Source organism: Mesorhizobium sp. BR1-1-16, assembly GCF_020165495.1.
Taxonomy (GTDB): domain Bacteria; phylum Pseudomonadota; class Alphaproteobacteria; order Rhizobiales; family Kaistiaceae; genus Kaistia.
In genome coordinates this window covers 163,808-178,318 of sequence record NZ_JAIUIE010000010.1, presented here as the reverse complement: position 1 = coordinate 178,318, position 14,511 = coordinate 163,808, and the positions used below count along the sequence as shown (strand labels likewise).

The 14,511-nt window shown below is 63.8% G+C and carries 11 protein-coding genes; 4 read left to right on the top strand and 7 right to left on the bottom strand.

Annotated features, from left to right (window positions below):
* Positions 1–98: 98 nt before the first annotated feature.
* From LB518_RS19365 to LB518_RS19350, 4 genes are read left to right on the top strand one after another with little or no spacing between them, the layout of a single operon-like run.
* Positions 99–1,148 (top strand): Gfo/Idh/MocA family protein, encoded by a 1,050-nt coding sequence (locus LB518_RS19365; protein ID WP_224579452.1) that lies wholly within the window; start codon positions 99–101, stop codon positions 1,146–1,148.
* Positions 1,145–1,966, top strand: a complete 822-nt coding sequence (locus LB518_RS19360; protein ID WP_224579451.1) for a sugar phosphate isomerase/epimerase family protein — start codon at positions 1,145–1,147, stop codon at positions 1,964–1,966. The genes LB518_RS19365 and LB518_RS19360 overlap by 4 nt, the downstream gene beginning before the upstream one ends.
* Entirely contained in the window at positions 1,963–2,769 is an 807-nt protein-coding gene (locus tag LB518_RS19355; RefSeq protein ID WP_224579450.1) for an SDR family NAD(P)-dependent oxidoreductase, read from the top strand. Before LB518_RS19360 ends, LB518_RS19355 begins: the two co-directional genes overlap by 4 nt.
* Positions 2,766–3,521: an SDR family NAD(P)-dependent oxidoreductase gene (locus tag LB518_RS19350; protein WP_224579449.1), complete on the top strand. Its 756-nt coding sequence runs from the start codon at positions 2,766–2,768 to the stop codon at positions 3,519–3,521. Before LB518_RS19355 ends, LB518_RS19350 begins: the two co-directional genes overlap by 4 nt.
* Before the next feature lie 66 nt (positions 3,522–3,587).
* On the opposite strand, the gene LB518_RS19345 is transcribed toward LB518_RS19350, so the two are convergent.
* The 7 genes from LB518_RS19345 to LB518_RS19315 form a co-directional block, all read right to left on the bottom strand.
* Positions 3,588–6,146: a hypothetical protein gene (locus LB518_RS19345; protein ID WP_224579448.1), complete on the bottom strand. Its 2,559-nt coding sequence runs from the start codon at positions 6,144–6,146 to the stop codon at positions 3,588–3,590.
* 87 nt (positions 6,147–6,233) lie between these two features.
* Positions 6,234–7,826, bottom strand: a complete 1,593-nt coding sequence (locus tag LB518_RS19340; RefSeq protein ID WP_224579447.1) for an ABC transporter substrate-binding protein — start codon at positions 7,824–7,826, stop codon at positions 6,234–6,236.
* 159 nt (positions 7,827–7,985) lie between these two features.
* Positions 7,986–8,807, bottom strand: a complete 822-nt coding sequence (locus tag LB518_RS19335; protein ID WP_224579446.1) for an IclR family transcriptional regulator — start codon at positions 8,805–8,807, stop codon at positions 7,986–7,988.
* Positions 8,808–9,130: 323 nt separating this feature from the next.
* On the bottom strand, positions 9,131–10,981 hold the full coding sequence (locus LB518_RS19330) for an ABC transporter ATP-binding protein (protein ID WP_224579445.1): 1,851 nt from the start codon (positions 10,979–10,981) through the stop codon (positions 9,131–9,133).
* 13 nt (positions 10,982–10,994) lie between these two features.
* Positions 10,995–11,879, bottom strand: coding sequence for an ABC transporter permease (locus LB518_RS19325; protein WP_224579444.1), 885 nt, complete (start codon positions 11,877–11,879; stop codon positions 10,995–10,997).
* On the bottom strand, positions 11,879–12,814 hold the full coding sequence (locus tag LB518_RS19320; protein ID WP_224579443.1) for an ABC transporter permease: 936 nt from the start codon (positions 12,812–12,814) through the stop codon (positions 11,879–11,881). Before LB518_RS19320 ends, LB518_RS19325 begins: the two co-directional genes overlap by 1 nt.
* Positions 12,815–12,882: 68 nt before the next feature.
* Complete coding sequence (locus tag LB518_RS19315) at positions 12,883–14,490, bottom strand: ABC transporter substrate-binding protein (RefSeq protein WP_224579442.1); 1,608 nt, start codon at positions 14,488–14,490, stop codon at positions 12,883–12,885.
* Between the last annotated feature and the right edge of the window lie 21 nt (positions 14,491–14,511).

Below are 14,511 nucleotides of genomic sequence, written 5' to 3'. Positions count from 1 at the left end.
GGGGGCGGGGGCTGCGGGGGGGGGCCGCCCATCAGGACGCACTGCCGGAGGAGGCTGTGCGTCCTCAAGCATTCACGAGAAATGGGAGGGAGGGGCCCATGCCCGAGAAGATCAATATCGGCGTCATTGGCGCCGGCTGGTGGGCGACGCTCAGCCACATTCCAGCGCTGCTCGCCAATCCGCACGTCGGCTCAGTCGCTGTCAGCCGCCCCGATGCCGATGGCCTCGCCAAGGTCGCGGCCGAATTTCCGCGCGTGAAGCCCTATCTCCATACGGCCGAAATGCTGGCGAGCGAGACACTGCATGGCGTCGTCGTCGCATCGCCGCACACTTTTCACGCCGAGCATGGCCACATGGCGCTGTCGCGGGGCTTGCACACGCTGATCGAAAAGCCGATGGCAACCAATGCGGGCGACGCCCGCATGCTAGTCGAGACGGCAAAGGCGAACGGCGTCGAGATCATCCTCCCCTATGGCTGGAACTTCAAACCGATCACGGCGCTCGCGCACCGCCTTGTCGCCGATGGCTGGATCGGCGAGGTCCGCCATGTCGTGGCGCAGATGGCCTCGGCGCTCTCGGATCTCTTTGGCGGCGAGCAGATGGTCGAGACCAAGGATCATCTGTTCCGCCCGCCGGCTTCGACCTGGGCCGACCCCGCCAAGGCCGGCGGCTATGGCTGGGGCCAGCTGACCCACGGCCTCGGCGCGCTGTTCAGCATGGTCGATCTCGATCCGGTCCGCGTCTTCGCCAAGACCGGCCTCTCGCCGGCCGGCGTCGACTTCTACGATGCCGCCGTGGTCGAACTGGAGAACGGTGCCACCATCTCGCTGTCCGGTGCGGCGACCGTGCCGAAATCGCGAAGCTACCAGATGGATATCCGCATTTTCGGGACGGAAGGCATGCTGCTCTTTGACATCGAGCGCGCGCGCTGCGAAGTCATCCGCCATGACGGCAAGACCCATATCGAGCAATTGCCTGCCGATGCGGGCGCTTACGAATCCGTCGCGCCGATCGCGCTGCTCGTCGAGCTCTGCCGCGGCGCGGATGTCGTCAATCCCGCCGATGGAACGGTCGGAATGCGGGCGAGCCTGCTGCTCGACGCCATGTATCGCTCGGCCGCAAGCGGCCAGATGGAGAAGGTCGGATGATCCGCTTCAGCGTCACCAGCTGGTCGTTTCCGCAGCTGACCCTCGACGAGGTCGGCGGCCTCGCCAAGGTGCTTGGTATCGAGGCGATCGACATCGGCTACTTCTACCGCTCGGCCCTCGACAAGCAGCGGCTGCTGGCAGCGCCGAGATCATATGCCGACGAAATAAAGGCGCGGCTGCCGGTCGCGGTCTCGAACCTCTATCATCTGTTCGGAAACTCGGTGGCAGAGCGCAACCTCGCCGATCCGGCGTGGCGCAAGGAAAACGAGGCTGACTTCTCGAAGGCGCTGGAATTCTGCGCCGCTATCGGTTCCCCGACCATCTTCATCCTGCCGGGCGTCATCAACGGCGCGCAGAGCCGCAGCCAGGCGCTCGCCGAGACCGTGGAATCGCTGAAGCCGCTGGTCGAGGCCGGCGCCAGGGCCGGTGTCACCGTCTGCGTCGAGCCGCATGTCCATTCCTATCTCGAAAGCCCGGCAATCACGGCCGAGATGTGCGAACGCGCGCCCGGCGTGAAGCTCGCAATCGACTACGCCCATTTCGCGGTCTCCGGCTATCGACAGGAGGAGATTGACGTCCTTGCACCGTGGTTCGCCCATGCGCATCTGCGCCAGGCGCGCCCTGGCGCGCTACAGGCAAAGATGGAGGAAGGCACGATGAACTTCCCGGCCATGTTCTCGACCTTTCGCGATGCCGGCTATCAGGGCTGGCTGTCGGCGGAATATGTTCACCAAGGCTATTTCGACACGCTGCACGAAGACGTGCTGACGGAGACCATCAAGATGCGCGATCTGTTCCGCACCTGGAGCGCAGCATGAGCGCCGTCATCGTCACCGGAGGCGCCGGCGGCATCGGCCGAGTCATCTGCACGCGCCTGCATCGCGACGGCAACAAGGTCGTCGTTGCCGATCGCGACCGCGCCGCTGCCAGGGCGGCGGCCGAATTGATCGGCTGCGATTTCGAGGAACTCGATATCGGCGAGGAAGTCTCGGTCGTCACCGGCGTCAACGCCGTGGCGGAGCGCCATGGCGGGTTGAAAGCCGTCATCAACAATGCTGGCATCCACATGCAGTCGCTCGTCGTCGAGACAAGCGCGGTCGATTGGGACCGCATCTTCCGCGTCAACAGCCGCGGCACTTTCCTGATGTGCCGCGAGGCGGCGCGGATCATGGCCCAGCAGCGCTCCGGCCAGATCGTCAACATCATCACCAAGCTCGGCTTCGGCAATCCGTTTTCCTCAGTCTATGTATCGTCGAAGAATGCCGTCTGGGGCCTGACCCAGTGCCTCGCTGTCGAGATGGCGTCGAGCGGCGTCCGCGTGAACGCAATTGCGCCCGGTCATGTCGGCCCTGGCACCGGCATGGAAGCCGCCTTCCGCGCCAAGGCCGACAAGCTCGGCAAGAGCTGGGAGGATTTCGAACAGCAGGTGATCTCGACCATCCCGCTTGGCCGCTGGTGCACGCCCGAGGATGTCGCTGGCGGCGTCGCCTGGCTGCTTGGACCGGATACGACGTTCGTGACCGGCGAGATGATCAACATCACCGGCGGCTTCCAGGCCTATGCTGCGGCACCCCGCGACGATGACGTCCGCACGGCGGCAGAAAAGGGACCGAATTCATGATGAGCCTTGAAGGCAAGGTCGCACTCGTTACCGGCGCGCGCAGCGGTCTCGGTGCAGCAACGGTCGAGGCGTTGGCCAGGGCTGGCGCGACGGTCATCGCGTGCGGTCGCAAGGCGGGCGATTGCAATGCCACCGTCGAAACGGTGACGAAATCAGGCGGGCGCGCCTTCGATCTTGCGCTCGATGTGGCCGATATCCCGGGCATTCCGGCCAGGATCGAGGCGGCGCTGGCGCCGGCCGGCGGCATCGACATTCTCGTCAACAACGCTGCGACGATCGCGCCGATGGCGACGCTCGGCGAACTCGACGCAGTCAGCTTCGATCACGCCATGACCGTCAATATCAGCGGACCGGCCGCGCTGACCTCGGCGCTCTGGTCGCACTTCTCGGCCAAAGGCGGGCGAGTCATCAACGTCGTCAGCGGCGCTTCAAACCAGCCGCTGCTCGGCTGGGCCGCGTACTGCGCGTCCAAGGCGGCACTTCTGATGCTGACCCGCTCGATTGAGCTTGAAGGCGCAGGGCTCGGCATTCGCGGCTTCGCCTTCGCGCCGGGTCTCGTCGATACCGGCATGCAGGCGAATATCCGCGCCGCGCGGATCAACGAGGTCTCGAACATCCCGCGCGAGAACCTCGCCCCGCCAGAGCGCCCGGCTCGCATCATCGCCTGGCTCGCCTCGGGCGCCGGCGACGACCTCGCCGGCCAATATGTCGACATCCGCCAGGAGGGTCTGGCGGAGCGCGCGGGACTTTAGTTGCATTCGAGCGGACCGGCTCATGGAGCCGGTCACGCTATTTCGGCCAGCCGTTCCTGCCGCCGCTCAGGCCTGCAGAGCGGTGTCGTAGGGCTCGTTGGCGAGATTGCCGGCGAGCCCCGGCGAGATAACGGCGGCCTCATCGACGGAGGCCGTGACGAAATACTGGAGATGGAAGCGGCTCTCCGTGTAGTCAGCCGGAATCACTCCGACAAAGGCCCCGTCGGAAGGCATCATCGGCAATGTCGTCCAGCGCTCGGCCTGGTTGACGTGACGATAATGCAGCATCGGCGGAGCGTCGAAACGCCCCTCGACCCGCACCTCGAAGGGTTGGCCGGCATTAACTCGCTCAGAAGCCTTTGTCGCGAGCCGCCTTCCGGCGACGGGCCGGCGGCTCGCAATGGCGGCGAGCGCTGCCTCGACCGCGGGCGTCATCGGCGTGGTGTTGCCTTGTCCGGCTCCAGTATAATTCTTGACCGCCCCCCGCGAGGCTTCGATGTCCAGGATTTCGGCCCTGATCTCATCGAGCCGCGTGTGCCATGAGCCCCGCATCCAGCTCTGCGGCCCGTAGGTTATGTCGTTGTCATAGACCTCGCGGCTGATCGCGGCGACGCCTTCCCAGGCCGTCACGGAACGGCGAACATAGTCGAGCGCCGTGTCGATCACCGAGGTCACATGGGTCGCGAGCCATATCTCGGCATAGATGGCGGCGCGGAAGCGCTCGGCGAAGAACCGCGCAATCCCGGCCGCGATGCCGGCATCGATGACAAGGCGCTGGACGGAGACCCTGCCGGCTGCCCGGCGGGCCTTGATATCGATGAGGGCGTGCTCGACGCCGGCCGCGATTTCCTCGAGCCAATCCGCGACATCGAGCGGCGAATAGCGATGATCCAATCGACCCGCCAGAAGGCTCTCCGCATATTCTCGCGGACTGGAGAAGAGCTCGAAATCGAACGTGGCGACGTTCCCGAAGCGCGCCTCCCCCTCCATATCGAACGCATAGGCTCGGCCGTTATTGCCCGGGATGAGGCTGATATTCGTATAGATTTCCGGCCAGTAGTGGTTGTTGGATGCGGAGGGCGCGTGCGCGATGGAGACGAGCGGCAGAACACGGCTCGCGAGGCCGAGGGCCCGCTCGCACAGATCGGCCGCGTCCCCGCATTCGCTGCGCAGTTCGCGCATCCAGCTGTCGCGCGGCGCTTCGGGATTGTAGAGAAGCCGCCCCCAGACGCGGTATTGGTAGCGATATTTTTCCCAGTCATAGCGCGGCAGCAGGTCCTGGCGCTGATAGTTGAGGCGCCCGCCGGGTATGCCCGTTCCCATGCGTCCCTTGAAGCTCAGCGGCTCGCAAAGCTCGACGCCATCAGCGCCGGCGAACATCGAACTGCGCCCGTAGCCCGCCGCCAGTTCCGGATCTCCCCAGAGCAGCACGCGCTGCGTCCCCGGCCAGATGCGGAAGATGACCTTGTAGTCCTTGTCCTTCTGAAGAAGGTCGCCATAGCTGTAGCGCAGGAAGCTGCGCGACCCGGCGCTGATCCGCTCGCGATCGCTGCGCTCCGGGTTCTTCGGATATTCGCGATTGCGGATCGCGGATTGATGATAGGGCAGGCCCAGATGCTCGGACATGTATTTGGGCGAAGCCGCGAAGGGCATGCCGCTCCGGCGCGCGACATCGAGCATCTCGTAGTCGAGACCCTTGCCGTGCATATCGATCTCGACGGGACGGCCCGCAGCCGCCACGCCGGCAAAGACCTCCTCCCAGAAGTGATAGTCACCTTCGGAAATGCCGCCCTCGACATGAACGCGGAAGGTGATCCCGGTGATCTCGGGCACTTCCGTCAGGAGCGCGGCAACGGCGTCCCGGCAATAGGGTGCGAGATTGTCGGCGGTCACGCCCATCACCGCCTGGCGCGCCCTTGGAACATCGTCAAAATCGTAGCGCTGCGTCCAGAGCGCAAGCTGGAATTCCATGCCGCGCCTTGCCGTCTCCCGAGCGACAAACTGCAAGGTCTCGAGATTGTGCTGGCGCTCGGCTCTGCTCAGTCCTTCGACTTCCACGCCGTAGCCAGGCATATCGAGCAGGTAAGGATAGGCGAAGTAGAAATAGACGTCCGTGATCCAGAGATTGTGACCTGGATAGTTATAGCCCATGCCGAGGGTCAGCGAGAACCGGTTGATCCTGTTTGAGGCCAGCATGTCGAGATAGGCAGACCACTGGTTCCGGTCGTAGAACCAGATCTTGTCCTCTTCCTCACTGCAGAAGAGCCTTGCAATGGATCGCACCGCCGCGGTCGGCGTCTCGGCAATCGGAAATTGACCGAAAAGCGCTTCGCCCGGCACCGCATGCGACACGCGATCGGCCAGTTCGGTCAGCGCGTAGACGAGGCCGCGCTCGTCGGCGCCCCAAATGCCGATCCCGCCCTCCGTTTCGAAAAGCGCGTAGCTCTCCGGCCGATCGGATATCGCAAGCTCCGCGGGCGCAGCTTCTAGCGCGATTTCGAAGGGTGCGTCGGCGTCGAGGGCGATCTTGCGCTTCCCGAGGCTCGACTGCAGCTCTCCCAGCGCCCAGAGGACGGGGGACGACGAGTGCGAGACGGCAAGACGCACGGCATTCGGCCAGGCCATGGATATCCAACTCCGGGAAAAAGGCGCCGCCCGGACGGGCGGCGCAGTCATGGCCGATGAGGCATCGTCAACGGCCGTATACTCTGGTCAGGTGATCGTCGTCCGCGTGAGATCCCAGTCGGAGCCGCCCGACACCACCTCGTAGCCGAGTTCGACCCCGCCCCTTCGCACCATCAGGAATCCATTGGTGCAGATCGGAAGATAGACTGCGTCGCGCAGAACCTGCGCCTCGGCCTCGCGCACCAGTTCGAGGCGCTTGTCGAGATTGGCTTCGGAGAGGGCCGCCTCGATCTTGTCGTCAATACCCGGCATTGCGAGGCCGTAGCGGCTCAGATTCTGCCCGCCCGGCTCGGCGCTGGTCGAAGAGAGATACTGCAGCAGAGGCATTGTCGGAACGGGCGGGAACGCCGCCGACAGCATCGAGAGCGTATTGGTGCCGGACACCTGATTGGCATGGAACGTCGTATGTTCCTTGACCGTCAGGTTCATGGTGATGCCGGCGCGGCGAAGCTGTTCCTGGATCATCAGGGCGATGGAGGAATAATCTTCGCGCTGCGATGTATAGGCATCAAAGGTGAAGTTCGGCAGACCTGCTTCGGCCAGCAACGCCTTGGATTTGTCGACGTCTACGTTGTAGCGGATATCGGCGGGAATGGTTTCGGCCGTAAAGGCGCCGAGGAAACTCGGCGGATTGACGCCGAAGGTCTCGGCCCCGAACGGAGCCATGGCGTCTGCGATCTCCTTGCGGTCGATGGCGTAGAAGATGCCCTGGCGCACGCGCAGATCGTCGAAGGGCTTGATCTTCAGATTGACATGCATGCCGAAGAAGCTGCCGGGCCGGGAAACGTCGAACCCGAGGCCCGGCTGCTTCTGCTGGAGCGAGGGGACCCAGCCCGGCGCACGCACACCCTCGATCATGTCGAGATCGCCGGAGAGCAGTGCCAGTGTGCGCGCGGTCGTATCCGCCACATAGCTGAAATGGATGCGCGGCGTTGCCGGTTGCTGGCCCCAGAACTGCGAATTGGCCGTCAGCATGACGCCGTCAGCGGGGTTCTCGTAAACCTTCTCCACCTGATAGGGTCCGGTACCGATCGGATCGAACTCGATGGCCTTCTCGCCCTTCTCCTCGATCGCCTTCCGCGACATGATATTGGTGGAATAGCCGAGCAGCGAACTCACGGGAAACAGCGGATCGGGACGCTTCAGCTTGAAGACGACGCTGTAGGGCCCGTCCGGCTCGATGCTCTCGATATTCTCGAAGACCGCGCGGGTGGTGCCTGAACGCTTCGGATCCAGCATCCGCTCCAGCGAGTATTTGACGTCGTCCGACGTCATCGCGCCATAGCCCTTCTGGAATTGCACGCCTTCGCGCAGCTTGAAGGTCCAGGTTCGCGCATCCTCCGAAACCGTCCAGGACAATGCGAGGCTCGGCTGCAACTCGTCGAGGCTCTTCGGATATCGTCCGAGGGGCGCCGTCACCAGGCGATCATAGACATGGTTGATGGTCCAGGCATCGGCGCCCTGGTTGATCTTGGCGGCGTCGAAATTGCGCGGCCCGCCTGCTGCAAAGGCGACCCTCAAAGTGCCGCTCTCCGCCGCGGCGAAGGCAGCTCGGCCTGCGCCGCTGGCGATGAACGCGCCCGCCGCACCAACTTTCAGAAATGTCCGCCGGTTTATCATCATTTTCCTCCCGCCCCGATGCACATACATGGATGCGCTGAACACACGTTATGCGAGGCGCTGATCGCGTCGGCCGGAATTAGTCTTGCTTTTCACGATGCAGAAGCATTCCGCATCGTGAAAACAACTTGCCGCCGGTGCGCGCCTCTACAGCGTCCTCTATTCGTTTCCCGGTGCTCGTCCGCCGAGCGAGATCGTCAATTCCCGCGCTATCTGCGCGACGACTTCGCCGACCGGCTCGACGCGTTCATAGGTGAGGCGCGCGGTCAGGCCAGATACGGAAACGGCGCAAAGAACTTCCGAGTGGGAATCGTAGACGGTGGCCGCGATGCAGCGCAGCCCGACCTGATATTCCTCGTCGTCGACCGCATAGCCTGAGCTGCGCACGCGCTCCAACTCCTGCTTCAGCGCCGACATGCGCAGGATGGACTTTTGCGTGAAACGCTGCATGCCGCGCACGGCCACGCTGGCGGCGACCTCCGCCGGCGAATAGGTGGCGAGGATGGCCTTGCCCAGCCCCGAATTCACGATCGGCACATGCCCACCGACACGACTGATCGCACGCATGATCTCGCGGCTCTCGACCTGCGACAGCACGACGACCTCGCCATCCTCGATATAGCCGAGATTGGCGGTTTCGCGCGTCAAGTCGCGCAGGCGCCTCAGATAGGGCAGCGCCGTCGCGACGAAATTACGCCGGCGCACGAAGCGCGCCCCGACGATGAAGCTCTGGCGCCCGACATGCCAAAGGCCCTCCGTGGAATCGAACTGGACGAACTGCCGCTTCTGCAGCGTCGTCAACAGCCGGTGCGCGGTCGATGGCGAAAGATTGGTCCGGCCCGCCAGATCGATCAGGCGGCACCCTTCCTCATCCTCGCCAAGAGCTTCAAGCAGAGAGAGCGCGCGATCGACCGACTGCACGCTTCCCGACCGGCTGGTCGGTTCGCGAGCCTCAGTCTTGCCAGGCGATACGGAAGCCATATCAAAGTCCTCCCTCAAGGTCGGCCACTTCCCGCCCCGCGGCGGTGATGTCACGCGCCCCGTTTTCGGAACGCGATCGGCAGGCTATTCCGCTACAATGTCAATAATCTGCGGCCGAGGCGGCTCGCAATTGACTCCCTGCGATCGACAGACAGCGGCGCGGCCGATGGGCCCTGCCCGTCTCCGATCGACGGTCACTCCAGAACAAACCACCGTTGCGGCGGCGACCCGGGCTCTTGCGGCAGAAGCCGAGTTCGGCCCGTCTTTTCCCGCGTTTCCGCCGCTTGTAGCGTACGCGACCTTGATCGCGACACCATGGACAGCTAGGCCGCCGGCGCCAGGCTCGACCAGTCTCCCGACCACTCCTGGACCAGATGACCTTCACCGAGGTCCCTATACTGCCGCATCGGCGGGACATAATCCACGCTGCGAATCGGACTTTTGATCTCGAAATTATCGACACCGCGCAATTGATTGCGCCGTGCCGGATCAGGAACGGGAACGGCCGCGATCAGCCGCTTCGTATACGGGTGCTGCGGATTGGCGAACACTGACCTGGTCGGGCCCACCTCGACGATCTCGCCGAGATACATGACCGCGACCCGGTGGCTCATGCGCTCCACCACGGCCATGTCATGCGAGATGAAAAGGTAGCTGAGCCCCAGTTGCTGCTGCAGATCCAGCAGCAGGTTGACCACCTGCGCCTTGATGGACACATCCAGGCCGGACACGGACTCGTCCGCCACGATGACTTTCGGCGACAGGGACAAAGCGCGCGCAATGCAGATGCGCTGGCGCTGGCCGCCCGAGAATTGCTGCGGGTAGCGATTGGCCACCTGCGGATCGAGCCCGACGCGTTGCAGAAGATCCGCAACCATAGCCTGCGCTTCTACCCGGGTGCCGAGCTTGTGCGTCAGAAACGGTTCCGCGACTGCCTCTCCGACGCGGATGCGCGGATTGAGGCTGGCGAACGGATCCTGGAAGATCATCTGGATATGACGGCGCATGTCGCGCATGCGCTCGGCGTCGAGGGCGAGCACATCGGTGCCGTTGATGCGAACCTCGCCGCCCTGCGGTTCGGTCAGGCGCATGATCGTGCGGCCGGTCGTCGATTTTCCGCACCCCGATTCCCCGACAAGCGACAGCGTCTCCCCGGGCATGAGATCGAACGATACGTTCTCTACGGCATGCACTCGGCCCTTGATGCCGCCGAAGAAGCCTGAAGGAATGTCGAAACGCTTGACGAGATTGCGGACCGAAAGCGCAGGCGTCGCGGCGCGTTCGACCGTGTCGGGGCGTGGCGCGGAGACGCGCAGTTGTCCCGTCGCCTTGTCGATCAGCGGAAAATGTTCCGGCTGCCCGCTGAGAGCGCTGCCAAGCTGCGGCACGGCGGCAATCAGGCTCCGGGTGTAGGCGCTCTTGGCCGACGTGAAGATGGCGCCCGTCGGACCTTGCTCGACGACCTCGCCGCCCAGCATGACCACAGTCCGATCCGCGATCTCGGCCACGACGCCCATGTCATGGGTGATGAAGAGGACGCCCATTTCCTCTTCCTGCTGCAATTCCTTGATGAGTTGCAGGATCTGGGCCTGGATGGTGACGTCGAGCGCGGTGGTCGGCTCGTCGGCAATCAGGAGGTTCGGCTTGCAGGCGAGCGCCATCGCGATCATGACACGCTGGCGCATGCCGCCCGAAAGGCTGTGCGGAAGGTCCCCGGAGCGAGCCTTGGCGGCCGGAATCTTGACGCGCTCGAGCAGCCGCACGGCTTCTGCCCTCGCGGCGGCGCGGCTTGTCTGGCCATGAATGGTCAGCACTTCCGCGATCTGATCGCCGATGCGGGCCAAGGGATTGAGACTGGTCAGCGCCTCCTGGAAGACCATACCAATCTTCCGGCCGCGCACGAGGCGCATCTGCGGCTCGGGAAGGCCGATCAGTTCCTGACCGGCGAGCGACACCGATCCCTCGATCCGGCTCGAGGCTGGGTCGAGAAGGCGCATGATCGAAAGCGCGGTAACGCTCTTGCCCGAGCCCGATTCACCGACCACCGCCAAGGTCCGGCTCGATTCGACATCGAAGGAGATGCCCTTGACGATCTCGGTCCACCCGGTCGGCGAACGGAAGCTGGTCCTCAGATCGCGAACCGAGAGAACAGGCGGGGAATTCGTGGCCGTCATGATCTCTCCCGCCTCACTCGGACGAAGTGGATGGATCGAGCGCATCGCGGATCGCATCCCCGACCAGATTGAAGGCGAGCACGACGAGCGTGATGGCTGCACCCGCGCCGATGATGGGCCATGGCGAACCGAAGATGTTGTTGAGGCCGTCGCGGATGATGTTGCCCCAGCTCGGATTGGGTGGCTGCGTGCCGATGCCGAGGAAGCTCAGCGACGCCTCAAGGCGGATCGCCGAAGCAACCCAGAGCATCGCAAGCACGACGATGGGCGCCATGATGTTCGGAATGATGTGCCTGATGATGATGACGGGCGTCCGCACCCCGACCGCGATGGCCGCCTCGACATAGGGCTCGCGCTTGGCGGCCATGGTCTGCGCGCGTGCGACGCGGGCGAAGCCGGGGACGAAGGCGACCGTGATGACGAAGATGACGTTCCAGAAGCCGCCGCCGAGCACCGCCGCGATGAGGATGGCAAGGAGCAGTTCGGGGAAGGCGAGCAAAAGGTCGACGACCCGCGAGATGATGCGGTCGACGATGCCGCCGAAATAGCCCGCGAGGATACCGAGTGCGCTGCCCACCACCGCCGCGCAGAAGGGCGAGATCAGGCCGAACAGCAGCGAGTTTCTCGATCCGTAGATGATACGCGAAAGGACGTCGCGCCCGAACTGATCAGTCCCGAGCCAATTTGCAGCGCTCGGCAGCCGGTTGATCTTGATCATCGATTGCGAGAGCGGATCGTAAGGAGCAAGAAACGGCGCGAAGGCCGCGACGAATACAAAGACGACGATGATGGCGACGGCGAATATCGTTCCCGGCTTGCTGAAAAGCGTCGTGCGCAGCAAGTCGAGCGTCGAGGGCTGGGGCGGCAGGCTCGGCCGCGCATCGCTGATGAGGCTCATTAGTTTCCTCGCATACGGGGATCGACCATGATGTAGACGAGGTCCATGATGAGATTGACGGCCACGACAATGATGGCGAAGACCACGACTCCGCCCTGGATGACCGCGTAATCGCGTTCCGAAATGGCATTGACGAGCAGCTTGCCGATGCCGGGACGATTGAAGACCAGTTCGATGGCCACCGATCCCGAGAGCGTTGCGAGAAGGCTCAGCCCGAGACCGGTCGTGATTGGCAGGAGCGCATTGCGCAGGCCGTGACGATAGATGACCCGGCGTTCCGTCGCGCCCTTGGCGCGAGCGGTGCGCACGAAATCCTTCCCGAGAACCTCGAGGAGCGAGGTTCTGGTGAGCCGGCCGATGAAGGCCGCCTTGACGAAGGCGAGCGTCAGCGCAGGCAGGAAGACATGGTACAATCGGTCGGCAAATCCTTCGCCGCCGCCGTTGATGGGGAACCATCCGAGATTGAGCGCGAAGGTGATGAGCAGAAGCGCCCCCAGATAGAAGTCGGGGACCGCATAGCCGATCAGCGAGAATACGCGGACGCCGCTGTCCGGCAGCTTGTTGCGATGCGTCGCCGCCATGACCCCGAGCGGCACCCCGGCGAGGACACCCATGATCATGGCGACGATCGTCAGTTCGATCGTGTAGGGCAGATTGTAGGCGATGAGCTGGGTGACCTGGCGTCCGTTCGACAAGGATGTGCCGAAGTCCAGCGTGAACACGCCACGCACGAAGGTCACGAATTGCAGCCAGAGCGGATCGTTCAGCCCCATTTGTTCGCGCAGGATCGCAAGCTGCTCGGGCGTCGCCGTATCACCGAGCGCTGCCAGCGCCGGATCGCCCGGCAGGATGCGCATCGCGAAGAAGACGAGGACCAGCACCAGGAAGACGGTCGGGATTGCATCGAGCAATCGCAAGATCAGAGTACGCCCCACGAGCCGCTTTCTCCGGTTTCCGGTAGATCGTCAGTCTCGGATGGCACGGCGGCGCGCCATCCTCGTCATCAGCTCGCGCGACGCGCGCGCCAGAGGGCCCAGGCGGCCCCGCCCGATACGACTTCGTATCCAAGATCGACGCGCGGGTTCCGCGCCACGACATAGCCGAGCGTGATGATCCCGAGACAGGGAAGATCGGACAGGATCTTGGTCTCGATCTGCTTGAAGATGGCCGTGCGGGCCTCGAAGCTCGGCTCCTGACGTGCCTGATCCAGAAGCTGATCGACGCCCGGGATCACCACGCCGTAATGGCTGTAATTGCCGCCGCCGGTACCGTCGGCCTTGACCGCCGCTGGCCCCGACACCTGCTGGGCGAAGATATTGAGCGGCAGCGGGGGATAGCTGGTCGAGTTCAGCGGCATGGCGTTCTTGTCGTTGCGGTTGTCCGCATGGAACGTGTTGTGCTCGATGACCGGCATATCGAGGGTGATGCCGACCGTGCGCAGCTGTTCCTGAACGATCAGCATGATCGTCTGATAGTCTTCGCGCTGGCTGACATAACAGGGGATGGTGACCCCGCCGCCGAGGCCGGCCTCGGCAAGCAGCGCCTTGGCCTTTTCCGGATCGTAGTTGTATTTGAGGTCCGCGGGCAGTTCGTCCTTGGTCACCGAGCCCTCGAACTGGCTGGCGATGAGGCCGACCATCGGCTTGGCCACGGCACCATAGGCCTGCGCGATCTGCTCGTTGTCGATCGCATAGCGGATTGCCTGCCGCACGCGGATGTCGTCGAGCGGCTTCCGCGTCAGGTTCAGATGCAGGAAATTGAAGCTGCCGGGCGAGGTCACGTCGAATTTCGTGTCGGCGGACCTTTGCTGCATGGATTCGATCCAGCCCGGCGAGCGGACGCCGTCGATCATGTCGATCTGACCGGAGGCGAATGCGAGCGTGCGGGCGGTGGTGTCGGCGATGAAGGTGAAGGTCAGTCGCTCCGCCGCGGCCTTCTCTCCATGGAAGTCGGGGAAGGCGACGAGCATCGCACCCTGCGCGTCGTCATAGCTTTCGAGCTGGAAGGGCCCGGTGCCGATCGGATCGAAATTGAAGCCGGCGCCCTTCTCCTCGAAGGCCTTCCTGCTCATGATTCCAGCCGACAGGGTCGAGACGACCGTGCCGTTGAACATCGGATCGGGCTGCGTCAGCTTGATGACGACGGTATAGGCGTCCGGCGCCTCGATCGACGCGATATTCTTGAAGTAGAGCTTGTTGACGGTGACCGTCTTCGGATCGAGCTGGCGATTGTAGCAGAACAGCACGTCATCGGCCGTCATCTCGCCATAACCTTTATGGAACTGGACGCCCTTGCGCAGGTGATAGGTCCAGGTCAGCGCGTCGCTCGTCGACTCCCAGCTTTCGGCGAGCGAGGGAAGGAAGTCCTCAGGCCGGTTCGCGTAGTTGCCGTCTGGCACCTTCACGAGACCCTCGTAGATCTGGAACATCACCCAGTTGTCAGCCCCGACCGTACCGGGCTGCTGCGGGCTCAGCCCGTTGAGCCCGCGGACCGCCAGCGCCATGGTGATGGCTCCGGCATCCTGTGCGTTCGCCTCGAAGCTGAAGCCGAACCCCGCGGCGATGCCTGCGGCACCCGCTGCACCAAGGAATGTCCTGCGCGATAGTGTCATTTGTCCCCTCCTCCCGGGATC